Genomic DNA, 14,974 nt, shown 5'->3' on the forward strand with positions numbered 1-14,974 from the left:
CGCACCGTTTAACTTTGTCTGGAAAGCCGCATGAACACTCACTTTCTTTCGCTCGATAAGCTGAAAACGGTAGCCGAAGATCCTTCCAGCGTCCATCAGCGCCGCGAGCAGCGCACGATGCTGATGCTGGCGTCGCCGGCGCTGTGCGTGATCGTCGTGCTGCTGGTCCTGCCCATGGCCTGGCTGTTCTGGCAATCCATCTACAGCGACGGCTTTACGCTGGAAAACTACCGCCGGATCCTGACCGAGAGCGTCTACTGGCACACCTTCGCCCTGACGTTCAGGATCAGCATCGTCGTGACCCTGCTGGCGCTGGCATTGGGCTATCCGGTCGCCTACGCGGCGGCGGCGCTGCCGCCGCGCTGGGGCGGAATCGTGCTGGCCCTGGTGATATTACCGTTCTGGACCAGTGTGCTGGTGCGCGCCTACGCCTGGCTGATTCTGCTGCAGCACGCCGGACTGGTGAACAAGGGGCTGCAATTCCTGGGCCTGATCGACAGCCCCCTGTCGCTCGTGCATAACGAATTCGGAACAGTGCTGGCGACGGTGCACATCCTGCTGCCGTTCATGGTGTTGCCGCTCTACTCGGCCATGCAGAAGATCCCGGCGGACCTGATGCTGGCCGGCGCCAGCCTCGGCGCGACCCCTGCGCATGTGTTCCTGCGGGTGTTTCTGCCGTTGTCGCTGACCGGCGTACTGGCGGGTATGACGCTGGTGTTCGTGCTCTGCCTGGGGTTTTACATCACGCCTGAGTTGATGGGCGGCGGCAGGACCATCATGGTCTCGATGGTCGTGAGCCGGAACGTCGAGTTGTACAACCAATGGGGTGCGGCCAGCGCCGTAGGCGTAGTCCTGCTGGTGTGCGTGTTCGCCATCTTCACCATCGTCGGCCGGGTGATTTCACTCGAACGTATCCTGGGTGTCAAATGAGAAAATTTCCCTTCAGCCTCAGCCGTACAGTGCTCGGCGCCGTGGTGGTGCTGATCCTGACCTTCCTGATCCTGCCGGTACTGGTCATCGTGCCGATGTCTTTTTCCGATACGCGCTTCATGACCTTTCCGCCACCGGCGTATTCCTTGCGCTGGTACCAGGCTTTCTTCGGCAACCCGGCCTGGATGCAGGCGTGCAAGATCAGCCTGATCGTCTCGTTCTCCACCGCGCTGATCGCGACGCCAATCGGCGTCGCGGCGTCCTATGCGATCCACAACTCCAGCCACTGGAGCATGCGCTATCTGCGGCTGGTGCTGATGCTGCCCTTGATGGTCCCGATCATCATCGCCGCGGTCGGCGTGTTTTTCATCTATGCGCGGGTCGGACTGTTGAATAGCATTCCCGGCCTGGTGCTGGCAGACATCATGCTGGGTTTGCCGTACGTGGTGACGTCAGTCACCGCCGGCCTTCAGGGTTTCGACCAGACCCAGGAAATGGTGGCGCGCAGCCTCGGCATGAACCGCTTTCGCGCCTTCCTGGCGGTCACGCTGCCGCAGATCAAATCGAGCGTTATCGCCGGCGCGATCTTCGCCTTCATCCAGGCCCTGGACGAAACGATCGTGGCCCTGTTCATCTCCGGCGGTCAGTACCAGACCTTGACCAAGCGCATGTTTACGACCTTGCGCGACGAAATCGACCCAACCATTGCGGCGATCAGCACGTTGCTGACGGCGGCGTCGGTCATCTTGATTTTGCTGATGGTCTTCAGCCGCAGGATGGCGCAGCGCTGAGCTGCCGCCGCGCTGGCGGGATGGCAGGTTGTCCGTTCACCTGTCAGCCGGCCACTGCTGCGCACCATGCAAGATGCGCATTAGCTCAATGCGCTTGCTCATGATGCGATAGATCACGATAAACGGCGTGCGGCTGATGACCAGTTCGCGGGTGCCATGCTGGCGGCCGGCACGGCCTAGTTCCGGGTGGGCAATCAACTGACTTATCTGCGGCTCTATCCTGTCACCTTGCTCGATGGCTGCTGTCAAGTTGTCCAGCGCGATGCGGTCAATTTGCGCGTCACGATTTGCAATCGCCCTGGGTAGCCACACCAACTTCAAGCAGCGTTCCCTTTAGCGCGTTTCACCAGCGCAGCCCGTTTTTTGGCCCAGCTCGCTTTCGCTTCGTCATTCGTCACCCATTGGGTGTTCGGGTCGTCGGCTTCCGTGATGCCTTGCGCTACCTGGTCACGAAACCACTTGTCATGCGCGGCGGCCTCGTGCGCATTGCGCATCCGTTCGGACGCGCGGTTTTTGGCGCCGCCAGTCATCGGCTCGGCGCTAAAGCCTGTGGCGTCGAGCATGTCAAAGCGGGCAATATGCAATTCGTTTTTCAGATAATCGACGCAGCGATCGAGCGACTTCCAAAGGCGTGGTTTGTCGCTGCGCTGCGCCCCTAACGCCTGCTCGGTCGTGCCGATTTTCAGCATCACGGACCAGCCGCCAGGCTGGCCGATGATCGAAGCGGTGCGGATCGCGGAGGCTTCGACCATGCGTTTCGCCATGGCGGTGTCGATGGTGTTTTTGGTGGTCATGACTTCCTGGCAATGAAAAATAAAGCTCTATGGAAGTATTTATATCCTTAGAACCTTATGCAAGCGATTGTTTAGAGATATACCTTAAACATAATGCCCGTTGCACTACGGAAACGCGGAGTGGCGCACTGCGCAGCAGGATAAATCAGGGCTTGTGCGCGGGCCGCATCGTTTGCCGATAGGGCGAATGGGCTCGGTGACTCCCATCGTGGGGCCATGCGGCGTCATCGGTACCGAATCAGTTCTTTCATCTGGCCCCAGATGGCGCATGCTGCGCGGGCGTTCATGGCTTTCACTATAACCAAAGGTTTGGTATTCCGCAACGATCGGTATTGCCCCCCGGCGCGGGCACCGTCCAGAATAGATGCCATGAACTTCCACCCTCACCGCCACGGCAGCCGCCTCCCCATGAACGCTGGCCGTTTCATCCGCCTCGCCGAGACCACGCGCGCGTCAGTGCAGTTCACGAAGGGGGACGCCTGATGGGACAGGAATTGAGAGCCGACGTCGTTATCGGAACGCTCGCCAGCTAGAGGTCTTCCGCGCCATCATCCGCAACCGCTCGTTAACTACCGCCGCCGAGACGCTGCTGTTTTTATGCTTTGGCAGGACAAATCCGTCCAGTTTGAAGGTGGACCCAAGCACCTGCTAAAAATCCGACTCATCCTTGCTAACGCGACAGAACCGATAATCCCGAAATAGCGATGCTCTTCAAGTAATGGTTTTAATGACCAATAGACAGTCGTCGGGGCAACAATGCCGGACATCCCCCGCTCGGGCAGCGTCCGGCGAATTTTTCGTGACGATCTCAACACTCTCCGACTTTGACAAGAGGTACCGCGCTCGATGACTGGTTCTGCCACCAAAAACTACCTTCCATGGGTCGTCGCGATCGCACTGTTCATGGAGCAGCTCGACTCCACCATTCTCAATACTGCCGTCCCCAGCATGGCCACCAGCCTGCACGTGACGCCACTCAGTCTGAGAGCGGTGGTCACCAGTTACATTCTCAGTCTGGCGGTCTGTATCCCGGTGAGCGGTTGGGTGGCCGACCGCTTCGGCACCCGGCGCGTGTTTGCCGGCGCGGTGGCGATCTTCACGCTCTCCTCGATGATGTGCGGCTTGTCCCTCAATTCGCCGATGCTGGTGGCGGCGCGCATTTTGCAAGGCATCGGCGGCGCGCTGATGATTCCGGTTGGCCGCCTCGCCATTCTCCGCACCTTCCCCAAAAATGAATTGCTGGGCGCAATGAATTTCGTCATCATCCCAGCCCTGATCGGGCCGCTGCTGGGGCCGGCCGTGGGCGGTTTGATCGTGCACTGGTTGTCCTGGCGCGAGATTTTCTTTATCAACGTGCCGGTCGGACTGGCCGCTCTGTTTCTGGCCCACCGTTACATGCCAGACTATTACGGCGACCAACCTCGGCCGCTGGATCTGATCGGACTGGTCTTGTTTGGCAGCGGAATCGCGCTGCTCTCATGGCTGCTCGAAATATTCGGCGAGCATACCCTCGACCCGACATCGGCCGCGGTGCTGCTCCTGCTCGCCATCAGCCTGCTGGCCGCCTATGTGTGGCACGCCGGCCAGGAGCGCCATCCGTTGCTGCGCCTGACCCTGTTTCAGATACGCACATTCCGCGTCTCCGTTGCGGGCGGCTTCGTCACCCGCCTCGGGGTGGGCGGCATGCCGTTTCTGCTGCCGCTGCTGTATCAACTCGGATTGGGAACGCCGCTGGTTGCTATCGTCATGCTCAGCCTGTCGCTGGGATTTTTCAATTCGCTGCAGTTTTCCAGCATGAACAGCATCGCCTACGCTGACGTCGACAGCGCCGATTCCAGCATGGCCAGCACGATTGCCAGCTCGCTGCAGCAGTTATCGATGAGTTTCGGCCTGGCTTGCGGCTCGCTGATCACAGGCTGGTATCTGGCCGGCCGGCCTCAAACCGATCATCTCGTCGTGAGCGCTGCCTTGCACCATACGTTTCTGACGGTGGCTGGCTTGACGATCTTGTCGTCGCTGACGTTCTGGACCTTGCGCAAGGAAGATGGGGAAAGTATCAGCAAGGGCGTAGTGGCAAGAGTAGAGGTCGAAAAAATCTAAGGTTGCCTGAGCGATGATCACGCCACGTTCGCCCAGCAGTCCTCTCACCTGATTGATCAAGGCAGTACGTTGATGCACCAACAATTTGCGTACGCGATGAACCGCTCTCATGTCTTGCTGCTCAACTGATTTTGTCGGCACAAATCGCATGGTCGGCCGACTAGCTGCCTCAACGATCGCTGCCGCATCATTGGCATCATTCTTGGTGGTCTTGACGAAGGGGTGACACATTGAGGACTGATCAAACGTACTGCAATCCCCATGTCGGGGTCTGAGGTGCAGTGGAACGGTTATCGGAAGATTCCCACATGTTCGACTAGCTCGGCTGCGGGCCCGATCAGATGATGCATGTCTCGTCGAGCTTGCGGTATGACCTGATGACGGCGTCCGACCTGGGCTTCATGGCCAAGGCCTTCATCGACCGTGGTCACGAGCCCACGTCGAGCGAAGACGGCGTGAGCCGCTTGACCGACGTTCGTCAGCTTCCTGCACTGCTGGGACTCTGATGCTCGGCCTGAACCCCCACCCTGGGACCCAGGGGGTGATGCCTGATGGGCGCCCGACCGAGGCCGCGGCGCTGAGCACCGCAGCGCCCGACCTGGCGCCAGCCGAGGTGCAGGCGCTGGTGGCGCGCCTCTACGGCATCGACGGCAGCGTGAAGTCGCTGGCCGGCGAGCGCGACCAGAATTGCGCCGTGGAGTCCGCCGACGGCACGCACTACGTGTTCAAGATCAGCAACCCCTCCGAGCCGGTGTCGCTGGTCGATTTCCAGATCGCCGCCCTTGAGCACATCGCCCAGCCAGCCCGTCCCCCGCGTCGTGCGGACGCTGGACGGCCGCACGCGTGACACCGTGGCACTCGCCGACGGCGCCCGGACCACCGTGCGCATGCTCACCTACCTGGAAGGCATCCAGATCCGGGAGACACCGCGCACCGCCGCGCAGCGCGTGGCGATGGGCAAGGGACTGGCCGAACTGAACCTCGCCCTGCAAGGCAAACGGTGGGAGTGATGGTCCTGGGGCTCAGGCCCCTCTTTGAATGTACTGCGAGGAGTTATTTATTCTTGTCATCCTTCGGAGGATCATATTCTAAGCTATTGAAATCATGGATGATTTAACGCGGTACACCTCTCCAATATTATCAAAACGAACACGCGGTCAGCGCTTGATCGAGGCGTATAGTCCGAAGCTCGGCCGACGCTTACAGTGCTTTGATCAGCATGCATTTGAGCAACGGCTGCGGCTAGAATCCGATCCTTTAGTCGATACGTTCTGCGAGCGACCTGCGACGATAGAATTTGAGGGTCAGAAATGCGTCGCTGACTTTTCGGTGCGTCAATCCGATGCTGAAATGTTTTTGATCCTGGGCGAAGAACATCTCCCGACATCGGTGTTGATTGGCGATACCAGCGTGTTAGTGCGTTCGATACCGCCGGCTGAATTGGCCGCAGCACGGATGTGGGTCAGCAATTGGGAGCAGATGATTGTTAGCATCGTTTCGTGTCAGCGATTATTCACAGAACCTCTTATCCGATCGGTACTGAAATGCGTGACGGCACCCTTAGTGATCGGAGATCGCTTTAAGAAAAAGGGACAGATGCGATGGACCCCTGCAGGCGCCAATGCTCTGTTACACATTCGTGTTGCAGATCTCAATGGCGAGCTTGCGGATATTTTTAAGAAACCGCTATACGTAAAGCGCTCAAAGTTCACACAAAAAAATCTTTGGGAAGACTTTCCGATGGCTGCATAAATCAAGTATTCAGCCCTCGATTTCGTCCGCTCTCGAGGTAGATGGCACCCTGGCCAAGCTGATCCGCCAGGCGGGGCTTTGAGAGAGCGCCACTAGCCGGGGGGCCGGCCGCGCCTTCGATATTGAGATGCGCGCCCGGACATGCCGTTGCGCAAGGGTTTCACGCTCGCCCGGTGTGCACGCTAGCGGTACAGCAAATTATGCTACGCGCTGCCCTTCATTCCACCATTTCTGCGCTCCGGCAGTGCGAAAACAAGATATTCGTGTATGGCGCCCATGGTGTAATCAACCTCAGGAATTCATCCAATGAAGCCGGTGGCAAGTTCCCGCGAGCCGGCGCTATCAACAATCTATCAAGAGAATGGAAATGCAATCAACCACGAGCGGCCAAGCTGATGAGAAATTCTGGGAACGCGTGCGCGCAGCCTATCCCAGGCAACAACCATTGATGAACCTGAACAACGCCGCGGTCAGTCCGCCGTCGCTGGCTGTCGAGCAGGCTATGATCGACGCCTATCGCCTCATCAGCCAGAATCCGGATGTCAACATGTGGCGCAAGCTCGATGCCGCGCTCTCTTCGATCAAGCAGCAACTTGCGGTATTGGCGGACTGCAGCCCCGAAGAGATCGCGCTGAACCGGAATTCCTCGGAGGGCCTGTCGACGGCCATCTTCGGAATACCGCTGAAGGCGGGCGACGAAGTGCTGATTTCGGCGTGGGACTATCCGAGCGTGCGCGCGGCATGGCTGCAGCGCGAGCAACGGGAAGGCATCAAGGTTGTATCGGTAGACTTCGATCTGATGGATGGCGACGACATCGTCGTTAAGGCTTATGAAGAGGCGATCACACCGCGCACGCGCGTGATGCAACTGACCCATATGTTCCACTGGACCGGCCGAATCATACCGGCCAAGCAGCTCTGCAAGATGGCCCGGTCTCACGATATCGTCACAGTCGTCGACGGCGCTCAGACGTTCGCGCAGATGCCGGTCAGCTTCCGCGATCTTGATTGCGACTTCTTCATCACCAGTTTGCACAAGTGGCTGGGCGCGCCGGTCGGCAACGGCATGCTGATCGTGAAGCAAAGCCGAATCGACAGTACCTGGCCATTGCTGGGGCCGTTCGATCTGCCTCCACTAGGCATCGACAAGTTCGATCACTGGAATCTCGGCACCTACAATTCGGCAGTACAGGCGGGGATCGCGCCGGCGATCCGGTTCCATGAAGAGATCGGCGTCCGAAAGATTCATGAGCGGCTGCAGGAGCTGACCCGCTATTGGATCGATCTCGCCCGCAATATTCCCGGCTTCAGGCTGCACACGCCGCTGGACTCCAATGATCTGGGTGCGGTGAGCCTGTTCTCCATCGACGGTATGGATTGCCGGAAAATCGAGCAGGAGCTGCGGCAAACGCATCAAGTACACGTGAAATATCGCACGGTCAGGCACGTTAGCGGACTGCGCGTATCGCCGCATATCTACATGCTGAAAAGTGAACTCGACAGCTTTGTTGAAGCGCTTGAGCATGTGGCCACGCAAGGCTAGCGGTCCTGGCTCAACGGAAGCATACGCTCCTCGCTGGTTGGCCGCTAAGCGGCAACGAGTGAGGGCTTTTGCTTAACCGCCCGGTATCAGACATGCTACTGCGCTTGGTTTAATTGCTCAAGGATGGCCGGATTCTCGAGCGTCGACACGTCCTGTGTAATGGACTCGCCGTTTGCAATCGCACGCAAGAGGCGCCGCATGGTCTTTCCGGAGCGAGTTTTGGACAAGTTGTCAGCAAAGCGGACGGCGTTCGGATAAGTAGGTACACCTTCGAACACGATCTGAGTAGCACCGACTGCCAGCGGACCATAGGCGATATAGGTGTGGCCGGTGATCCATCCGATGTCAGCGGTACACCAGAACAAGTCGCTCGGCTTGATGTCGAAGGTCCACTTCATCGTCTGCATTGCCCACAGCAGGCAACCGCCGGAGGAATGCTGCACGCCGTTGGGCTTGCCGGTCGAGCCGGACGTATAGAGGATGAATAAAGGATGTTCAGCGCTAACCCAGACGGGTTCACATTCTGCTGCTTGGTTGGAGGTGACGTCATCCAGCCAGACGTCACGCCCAGAAATGAAATTGATGGGGTTGCCGGTGCGGTGGTAAACGATGACATGTATCTAGCGCGTCCGGGTCGGCAAATTTCTCCAGTCCAGTGTACTGGCCGGCGAAACGGAAGTCCGATCCGCTGGCCACAACCGGCGTCGTTACTTTGATCACAATTTGCTGTTGCGGCACCGGTTGCAGCCAGCCGTCCGGCACTTGGTCGGCGTCGAGGTTGTCGCACAAGAACAGGAAGCGCATGCAATAGTCCTTCGCCACCGCCAATGCGCCGTGTTCCCAATGCTGGCCGGTTTCGATCAAGAGCGCGTTTTTTGGACTGGCCGGGTCGCCAAAGCCGCCGTAGTCGCGCAGCCGGCGACCCTCCGGATGACCCGCGTCGCTGATGATATGTGCAGGCGTGCCCAATTCCATGGCCATCCTGATGCCCTTGTCCAGCGGGTCGCAGACCGTCAACGGCGCGCTGCGCTCGTGCATCGAGTGCAGGTCGAGCAGGCAATCGACGCTGTCGACGAGCGGACGCAAGGCGCGGGCCCGGCGCAGTTCCGAGGAGTCGAGCGTGCAGTCGTCCAGCGTGGCGGCCTGCCACACGCGGTTCATATCCTGGTCGACAAAGCGCGACGCGTCCGGCCTGGCCGGGTCGAAGCTGTGGTAGGCGTCGACATTCCCGAATGCCAGCGTCAGGCGGCCGCGGCGGGGCCGCAAGCCGGCATCCAGCATGGCCTTGACGGCCACCGCGCCGGACACTTCATTGCCGTGGGTCAGCGCGGTGATCATCGTGTGCTTGCCCGGTTTGCCGCTGTCGAAGGTGTAAGCGTAAGGGATGCCCGTATTGCCGCCGGCATAGGGGTGGATATCGGGGAAGTCGAACTCGATCGGATAGGCGTCCAGTTCGGCGCCGGCGACGGGTATGCTGCTCGTGGTCATGGGAGGCCTTTCATTCGCAGTGATCTGCGATTTCGGCAATCGCGTTGATTTCAATCAGGGCGCCGTAGTGGAGGGCACCAACCGGAACGATCGTTCGCGCTGGTTTGCTCGAACCCATGATCTGCGCGTAGACGCGGTTGACTTTGGGCCACAGACTGACGTCCGAGATGAACAGCTGTACGCTGACCAGCTTTTCCAGTGACGAACCAGCGGCAATCAGGATGTGCTCGACATTTTTCATGGCCAGGATCAGTTGCGCGTCGATGCCGTCGGGAATTTCCATCGATGGCGCTCGCAGAGGTAATTGGCCTGATACAAACACCAGTCCGGCGGCTACCTTCGCTTGCGAATAATGCCCGGCCGGAATGGGCACGTCGGGCGATAAGACAGTGTGCATTGAAAATCCTTTCGATATTTGAGAATCACCAGCCGCCAAAACGAGCCCAATATGCGGCCGGCGCCTGAGCGTCCGTCGCGTGATAGCCACCGTGTTGTGCGGCCGTGGCGCAGGCATGGTTCGGTAAAATACGCAACTGGGTACCCACCGGGACAGCGGCAACGCCAGCGCAACCGTCACGTGCCGCGACAATGCCGTGCTCCTGGTGCGCGCCCACCACGATCATGTCCTGCAGCGGCACGCCATTGATGTCGCAAACGACGCCGTAGCCTTGATCGACGGCCTGCGACGCGGTCGCGCGAGAGCGCCATCCATCCCGCATCGACGATGATCCAGCCCTTTTCCGGCTGATGCCCAATGACGGCGTTCCTCAGTTTGCCAACGGCCAGCAGCACCGCGTCGCGCTCCTGGCATGCGTAGGCCTCGATCTGCGCGATGCTCTTGCTGTTGTAAGAATTGCCGGCATGGGTCATGACGCCCTTGACTTCAATCCCACCTCGGCGTAGCTGTTGAGCGATCTCCACGATCAGCGGAGAGTCGGGGGCAGACCAGACCTGTGTCCATCGCAGTCGATCTCCCATCGAGGCCATCGGTTCGACCCGCCCGGTGGCCGACGCGGTTCGCTGGGACGTGCCGTTCGCGGCTGAGTCACTGCGCTTCTTTTCCGAGTTTGCCGACAAGCTGGGCGGTGACGTTGCGGCGACCCAGAGCGGTAGCCTGGGCCTGACGATTTGCGAGCCGTATGGCGTGATCGGCGCCATCGCGCCATGGAATTTCCCGCTGGTGATGGCGTCGTGGAAGGTCGGTCCGGCGCTGGCGGCCGGCAACGCGGTGGTCTTAAAGCCGTCCGAACTGACGCCGTTCTCGACGCTGCGACTGGCTGAGTTGGCGATCACGGCCGGCATGCCGCCGGGGATTTTTAACGTGATTCAGGGCGATGGCCAAGTCACCGGCGACGCACTGGTGCGCCATCCGAAGATTTCCAAGGTCACGTTCACCGGCTCGACCCGGACCGGTCGCGCCATCATGGCGGCCTGCGCCGAAACCGGCACCAAGCCGGTCACGCTGGAGCTGGGAGGCAAGAGTCCGCAAGTGGTGTTCGCCGACGCTCCTGACCTCGACAAAGTGGCGCGCATTTTGGCCGGCGCCATCACCGGCAACGCAGGCCAGGTGTGCGTGGCCGGCTCGCGCCTGATCGTCGAGCACAGCGTAGTCGAACAGGTGCTGAAGGGCTGGGACGGCCTGGGCCGCCCCGTAGTAGAGAAGCTTAGGCCATCAGTTCGCTCATCACCCAGAATTTGCTGGCCGGCTCGAGGATTTCAAAGATGCCTTTGAAACCGGGCGGAATGATGCCGGTGTCGCCGGCGGCGTAGACGATGGCGTCGGTGCCGTCCGGCTGCGACACCTGGACCTTGCCGCTAAGGATGTGGAAGAACTCGTGCTTGCTGTCGGCCAGTTCGATCCGGTAGGAACCGGCTTCGGCTTGCCAGGTGCCTGCCTTTACGCCGTGCGCGGCGTTGACGAAATACTCATTGGTGACGCGGCGTGGTTTGCCCACGATGCGTCTGTCCTCGTCGGGAAAGTGTTCCGTGGTCTTTGGCGTGATGGCGGCGAAACTGAGCATGTTTGGGTTGGTCATGACGATCCTTGTTGTGGTTGAGTAAGTGGGTAGTGCGAATTACTTGCCGTCACTGGGGATGACGGCAATGTTGCATGTGAGATGAATGGGGAGACGCTTCGGAACAGTTGAGTTACCGACTATGGTAGCCAGATGCGGGTGGACAGATGCTCCGTAGTGCCCCAGCTAAAACGGCGAAAGTTGTGAATTTTAATGCGGCGGCGGCATAGCATGCGGCGCGCGAGGCGCCGCTCAGCCGAGCGCCTGGTTGATGACAGAATACAATTGCAGGTCCGGATCTTTTGATGCCGGCGCGCCTTTCTGCATCGCCACCACGCTATTGACCCGCGTCAATCCGATCGCGCTCAGCCAATCGCTCAGGCCGCCGGCGTCGGGCACATCGACGCGAATGAAGGAGCCGGCGTAGGAGTTGGTCCAGTGGCTGATCAGGGCTTGCGCGCGGGCGGCATCGGGCGCTACCACCGGGCCGATCACGCGGCCGTGGCCAAAGCGCCGCACCAGCGCAAAGCCCAGCAGTTCGCCGTCGCGGTCGATGGCCACGCCTTCGGCGACGTCGCCCAGCGCTGCCAGAACCCGGCTGCGATCCATGCCGCTGGCGCGCGCATCCAGCGCTTGCAATCTGGCCGCATCGTTGCTGCCGACAGCGCGAATGCGCTCACCGGCGGGCAGCGGAATTGGCGCCGACAGCAACACCGCACCCTGATGCTGATGCAGCTTGCCGCTGGCAACAAACCCCAGTTTTTCGTACAGGGGCTGGCCGGCCGCGGTGGCGTGAAGCATGATGTTGCGCTGGCCGAGTTGCGCCAGCAACTTCGCCATCAGCCTGCGGCCGAAACCCAGGCCTTGCAGCGCCGGCTGCACGATCACCATGCCGAGCGAGGCGTGGCTGTCGCCGTAATGCCAGCTCAAGGCGCTGCCGACCACAACGGCGTCCTGTTCCCTGCCCCGGCTCTCGAGCGCAAAGCCGGCCCCCAGCGCATAGATGAATTGCCAGTCTTCCAGCCGGTGCGGCCATTTCAGGGCCACCGAAAGGCGATGACATGCGGCGAGATCCGCCGCGTTCAACGCGCGCAGCGTAAATTGCCTGGAAGCTTGATCATGCATCGAAAACTCCTTGTCGATAAGCGGCCTTCATCCGCAGAATGTGCGCATCGCACGCAGCCAGTTGCCGCCGATCAGCGCCTCGACGTCGTTGGCCGAGTAGCCACGGTCGAACAACCCTTGTGTCAGATTCGGCAGCTTGCGCGCCACCTCGACGTCGATCGGGTACGACTGACGGCCGAACGCCGCCAGCGGGCCAAAAATGTCGGGGCGGCGGGTGCGCCACATCACCACGCTCGGCGACGGCACCACCGTAGCCTGGTCCTGGAACGCCTCGACATAGTCCATGCCGATACCCACGTGTCCGACGCCAGCCAGCTTGACAAAGTGGTCAATGTGGTTAAGCAGGTCATCCAGCGTCGGCGTCTCGTCCGACAGCGATTGCGGCAGGCCGCAAACACCGATCATCCCGCCCTTGGCGGCCATGGCCGCGACCGTAGCGTCGGTCGTGTTGCGCCCGTTGGCGCGCAGCGCGTCGCTGTTCGAATGGGTGCATACGGGCGCGCGCGCCAGCGCGGTGGCTTCCGCACGCGTGCGGCGGCCGCAGTGCGACAGGTCCAGCATGACCGGCAGGGTGTTGGCGAGCGCTATCAGCTCCTCGCCGAGGTAGCTGAGACCGGCATCGCGGCGCTCGCCGCAACCGTCGCCGAACAGGTTCGCAGTGGTGTAGGCCAGGCCGAGGAAGCGCAGGCCCATGCGTACCATGGTCTCCAGGCGCCAGAACTGGTCCGCGCTTTCCATCATGCTCGCGCCCTGGGTGCCAATGACGACGCCGAGCTTGCCCTTGTCCTTCGCAGCTTGCACCTCATCGGCCGTCTTGCACAGCATCAGCAGCGGACTCTTGTCGATCTTGGCAAGGTTTCTTTCGAAGGTCTGCAGCGTCTTGTCCCAAGTCTCTTCCAGCGCGAAAGTGACGTTGGCGGCATTCACGCCGCCTTCGAGACAGCGCTGGGTGTACTTTTCGTCGAGCACATAGCCGATCGCAAGGCCGTCGAACACGAGGCTGCTTTCGTGGAAGCGGCGCGTCTTGTCGTCGGCGCTTAGGGTTTGGGTGGGATGGACGGTAACGGACATGGTGAATCTCCTATGAAAAAATATGGGGTGATCAGGCGGCAGCATTCAGCGCTGCGGCTGCGGCGCCGAACCGACTAATGTGAAAAAGTTCGATGGGCGTGCTGGTGGCGCCGGTATCGATCAGCTCCGCCATCACGTCGCCGACGCCGGGGCCGAGCTGGAAACCGTGGCCGGAGAAACCGAAGGCGTAGTACAGGCCGCTGACACGGGCGCTGGGACCCATGACTGGAAGGTCGTCGCGCATGTAGCCCTCGATGCCGCTCCACACGCGAATGACCTGCAACTTGCCCAGCGCGGGCGCCAGGCGGCGCAACTCGCGCAACTGGCGCAGCGTATTTTCCGGCAACACGTAGGCGCGTCTGCTGTCGGGGTAAGCCGGACCGCGCAGGCCGCCGCCAAACACGATGTTGCCGCGTTTGACCTGGCGGAAGTACACCACTTCGTGCAGTACTTTGGTTGACACGCCCACCACCGGGATGATCCCGTAGGGCATGGGCTCGGTGACTCCCATCGTGGGGCCATGCGGCGTCATCGGCACCGGCTCGCCGAAAGCGTCCGCCAACTTGTTACCCCAGGCGCCGGTGCAGATCAGCGCGGCGGGTGCACGCACCGTGCGGCCGTCAGCAGTCTGCACGCGGAAGTCCTCCCCATCCTTCTCGACCGACAGCACCTCGCAGTTCTCGATCACCTGGGCGCCTTCGCGCTGTGCTGCGCGGGCGAAGGCCGGGGTAGCGAGACGGGGATTGGCATGACCATCGTCTGGCGAATAGGAGCCGCAGATCACCTCCGGGCCGAAGAACGGGAAGCGGCGGCGGAACGCGCTGCCGCCGATGATCTCGAGATTGAGGCCCCATCCGCGCGCGTCGGCTGCATACTTCTCGATCACCTCGGCCTGCGCTTCACTGTACACACCGCGCACATGGCCGCTCGCCAGGAACTCGGCGTCGTCGCCGATCAGTTCTTTCATCCGGCCCCAGATGGCGCGCGAGCGGTGTGCCAATGGCAGTTGCGGCAGAAAGCGCCCCTGCCTGCGCACATTGCCGAAACTGGCTCCGCTGGCCTGCTGGCCGACCAGGCCGCGTTCAAGCAGGATCACCGAGCGGCCGCGCTTGCGCAAAAAGAAAGCGCTGGAGACGCCCATCAGCCCACCGCCAACGATAACGACGTCGGCTCTCAATTCCTGTCCCATCAGGCGTCCCCCTTCGTGAACTGCACTGACGCGCACGCGGTCTCGGCGAGGCGGATGAAACGGCCAGGTTTCATGGGGAGGCGGCTGCCGTGGCGGTGAGGGTGGAAGTTCATGGCATCTATTCTGGACGGTGCCCGCGCCGCGGGCCAATACCGATCGTTGCGGAATGCCAAACC

General features: G+C 60.9%; 17 protein-coding genes and 3 pseudogenes. 9 read left to right on the forward strand and 11 right to left on the reverse strand.

Annotated elements, in window-relative coordinates; genetic code table 11:
- The first annotated feature begins 30 nt into the window (after positions 1-30).
- On the forward strand, positions 31-930 hold the full coding sequence (locus AC3CHX_RS15445) for an ABC transporter permease (RefSeq protein ID WP_488628931.1): 900 nt from the start codon (positions 31-33) through the stop codon (positions 928-930).
- Positions 927-1,721 carry an ABC transporter permease gene (locus AC3CHX_RS15450; RefSeq protein ID WP_488628932.1) on the forward strand — a complete coding sequence of 265 codons (795 nt, stop codon included), beginning with the start codon at positions 927-929 and terminating at the stop codon, positions 1,719-1,721. Before AC3CHX_RS15445 ends, AC3CHX_RS15450 begins: the two co-directional genes overlap by 4 nt.
- Positions 1,722-1,757: 36 nt before the next feature.
- Here AC3CHX_RS15450 and AC3CHX_RS15455 read toward each other — a convergent pair whose 3' ends face one another.
- On the reverse strand, positions 1,758-2,033 hold the full coding sequence (locus AC3CHX_RS15455) for a type II toxin-antitoxin system RelE/ParE family toxin (protein ID WP_488644834.1): 276 nt from the start codon (positions 2,031-2,033) through the stop codon (positions 1,758-1,760).
- 5 nt (positions 2,034-2,038) lie between these two features.
- Positions 2,039-2,515 carry a hypothetical protein gene (locus AC3CHX_RS15460; protein ID WP_488628933.1) on the reverse strand — a complete coding sequence of 159 codons (477 nt, stop codon included), beginning with the start codon at positions 2,513-2,515 and terminating at the stop codon, positions 2,039-2,041.
- An 846-nt stretch (positions 2,516-3,361) separates the two neighbouring features.
- Between AC3CHX_RS15460 and AC3CHX_RS15465 the strand changes: the two genes are divergently transcribed.
- Positions 3,362-4,615 carry an MFS transporter gene (locus AC3CHX_RS15465; protein WP_488628934.1) on the forward strand — a complete coding sequence of 418 codons (1,254 nt, stop codon included), beginning with the start codon at positions 3,362-3,364 and terminating at the stop codon, positions 4,613-4,615.
- Here AC3CHX_RS15465 and AC3CHX_RS15470 read toward each other — a convergent pair.
- Positions 4,615-4,881: pseudogene (locus AC3CHX_RS15470) on the reverse strand (IS110 family transposase); the annotation flags it as partial. The gene AC3CHX_RS15465 and the pseudogene AC3CHX_RS15470 overlap by 1 nt on opposite strands.
- 75 nt (positions 4,882-4,956) lie before the next feature.
- Here AC3CHX_RS15470 and AC3CHX_RS15475 point away from each other — a divergent pair.
- From AC3CHX_RS15475 to AC3CHX_RS15495, 5 genes are all read left to right on the forward strand, one after another.
- Positions 4,957-5,121, forward strand: coding sequence for a hypothetical protein (locus AC3CHX_RS15475; protein WP_488628935.1), 165 nt, complete (start codon positions 4,957-4,959; stop codon positions 5,119-5,121).
- On the forward strand, positions 5,121-5,462 hold the full coding sequence (locus tag AC3CHX_RS15480; RefSeq protein ID WP_488628936.1) for a hypothetical protein: 342 nt from the start codon (positions 5,121-5,123) through the stop codon (positions 5,460-5,462). Before AC3CHX_RS15475 ends, AC3CHX_RS15480 begins: the two co-directional genes overlap by 1 nt.
- 4 nt (positions 5,463-5,466) lie before the next feature.
- The gene (locus tag AC3CHX_RS15485; protein ID WP_488628937.1) at positions 5,467-5,625 is read left to right on the forward strand and encodes a hypothetical protein; all 159 of its coding nucleotides are present in this window, start codon (positions 5,467-5,469) and stop codon (positions 5,623-5,625) included.
- 94 nt (positions 5,626-5,719) lie between these two features.
- Positions 5,720-6,367: a hypothetical protein gene (locus AC3CHX_RS15490; protein ID WP_488628938.1), complete on the forward strand. Its 648-nt coding sequence runs from the start codon at positions 5,720-5,722 to the stop codon at positions 6,365-6,367.
- Between the two features lie 361 nt (positions 6,368-6,728).
- Positions 6,729-7,910 carry an aminotransferase class V-fold PLP-dependent enzyme gene (locus AC3CHX_RS15495; RefSeq protein WP_488628939.1) on the forward strand — a complete coding sequence of 394 codons (1,182 nt, stop codon included), beginning with the start codon at positions 6,729-6,731 and terminating at the stop codon, positions 7,908-7,910.
- Between the two features lie 137 nt (positions 7,911-8,047).
- Here the strand turns inward: AC3CHX_RS15495 and AC3CHX_RS15500 are convergent.
- The 4 genes and pseudogenes from AC3CHX_RS15500 to AC3CHX_RS15515 all read right to left on the reverse strand — a co-directional run.
- Positions 8,048-8,524, reverse strand: a pseudogene (locus AC3CHX_RS15500) (AMP-binding protein); the annotation flags it as partial.
- Positions 8,472-9,398, reverse strand: coding sequence for a M14 family metallopeptidase (locus AC3CHX_RS15505; protein ID WP_488644835.1), 927 nt, complete (start codon positions 9,396-9,398; stop codon positions 8,472-8,474). The gene AC3CHX_RS15505 and the pseudogene AC3CHX_RS15500, both read right to left, overlap by 53 nt.
- 10 nt (positions 9,399-9,408) lie before the next feature.
- Entirely contained in the window at positions 9,409-9,795 is a 387-nt protein-coding gene (locus tag AC3CHX_RS15510) for a RidA family protein (RefSeq protein ID WP_488628940.1), read from the reverse strand.
- Positions 9,796-9,820: 25 nt separating this feature from the next.
- Entirely contained in the window at positions 9,821-10,153 is a 333-nt protein-coding gene (locus AC3CHX_RS15515) for a hypothetical protein (RefSeq protein WP_488628941.1), read from the reverse strand.
- Positions 10,154-10,368: 215 nt separating this feature from the next.
- Here AC3CHX_RS15515 and AC3CHX_RS15520 point away from each other — a divergent pair.
- Positions 10,369-11,019: pseudogene (locus tag AC3CHX_RS15520) on the forward strand (aldehyde dehydrogenase family protein); the annotation flags it as partial.
- Between the two features lie 43 nt (positions 11,020-11,062).
- On the opposite strand, the gene AC3CHX_RS15525 reads toward AC3CHX_RS15520, so the two are convergent.
- From AC3CHX_RS15525 to AC3CHX_RS15540, 4 genes are all read right to left on the reverse strand, one after another.
- A complete protein-coding gene (locus tag AC3CHX_RS15525; protein WP_488628942.1) occupies positions 11,063-11,434 on the reverse strand; it encodes a cupin domain-containing protein in 372 nt (123 codons plus the stop codon).
- Between the two features lie 231 nt (positions 11,435-11,665).
- On the reverse strand, positions 11,666-12,538 hold the full coding sequence (locus AC3CHX_RS15530; protein WP_488628943.1) for a GNAT family N-acetyltransferase: 873 nt from the start codon (positions 12,536-12,538) through the stop codon (positions 11,666-11,668).
- 27 nt (positions 12,539-12,565) lie between these two features.
- Positions 12,566-13,609 carry a membrane dipeptidase gene (locus tag AC3CHX_RS15535; RefSeq protein WP_488628944.1) on the reverse strand — a complete coding sequence of 348 codons (1,044 nt, stop codon included), beginning with the start codon at positions 13,607-13,609 and terminating at the stop codon, positions 12,566-12,568.
- A gap of 31 nt (positions 13,610-13,640) precedes the next feature.
- Positions 13,641-14,798: an NAD(P)/FAD-dependent oxidoreductase gene (locus AC3CHX_RS15540; protein WP_488628945.1), complete on the reverse strand. Its 1,158-nt coding sequence runs from the start codon at positions 14,796-14,798 to the stop codon at positions 13,641-13,643.
- Positions 14,799-14,974: the final 176 nt, after the last annotated feature.

Source organism: Glaciimonas sp. OK215 (assembly GCF_057787885.1).

Coding starts and splice junctions, on each gene's coding strand:
- AC3CHX_RS15495 (WP_488628939.1), top strand. CDS start 6,729: ATGGAAATGCAATCAACCACGAGCGGCCAAGCTGATGAGAAATTCTGG.
- AC3CHX_RS15490 (WP_488628938.1), top strand. CDS start 5,720: ATGGATGATTTAACGCGGTACACCTCTCCAATATTATCAAAACGAACA.
- AC3CHX_RS15530 (WP_488628943.1), bottom strand. CDS start 12,538: ATGCATGATCAAGCTTCCAGGCAATTTACGCTGCGCGCGTTGAACGCG.
- AC3CHX_RS15460 (WP_488628933.1), bottom strand. CDS start 2,515: ATGACCACCAAAAACACCATCGACACCGCCATGGCGAAACGCATGGTC.
- AC3CHX_RS15525 (WP_488628942.1), bottom strand. CDS start 11,434: ATGACCAACCCAAACATGCTCAGTTTCGCCGCCATCACGCCAAAGACC.
- AC3CHX_RS15535 (WP_488628944.1), bottom strand. CDS start 13,609: ATGTCCGTTACCGTCCATCCCACCCAAACCCTAAGCGCCGACGACAAG.
- AC3CHX_RS15475 (WP_488628935.1), top strand. CDS start 4,957: ATGATGCATGTCTCGTCGAGCTTGCGGTATGACCTGATGACGGCGTCC.
- AC3CHX_RS15450 (WP_488628932.1), top strand. CDS start 927: ATGAGAAAATTTCCCTTCAGCCTCAGCCGTACAGTGCTCGGCGCCGTG.
- AC3CHX_RS15510 (WP_488628940.1), bottom strand. CDS start 9,795: ATGCACACTGTCTTATCGCCCGACGTGCCCATTCCGGCCGGGCATTAT.
- AC3CHX_RS15465 (WP_488628934.1), top strand. CDS start 3,362: ATGACTGGTTCTGCCACCAAAAACTACCTTCCATGGGTCGTCGCGATC.
- AC3CHX_RS15480 (WP_488628936.1), top strand. CDS start 5,121: ATGCTCGGCCTGAACCCCCACCCTGGGACCCAGGGGGTGATGCCTGAT.
- AC3CHX_RS15505 (WP_488644835.1), bottom strand. CDS start 9,398: ATGACCACGAGCAGCATACCCGTCGCCGGCGCCGAACTGGACGCCTAT.
- AC3CHX_RS15445 (WP_488628931.1), top strand. CDS start 31: ATGAACACTCACTTTCTTTCGCTCGATAAGCTGAAAACGGTAGCCGAA.
- AC3CHX_RS15540 (WP_488628945.1), bottom strand. CDS start 14,798: ATGGGACAGGAATTGAGAGCCGACGTCGTTATCGTTGGCGGTGGGCTG.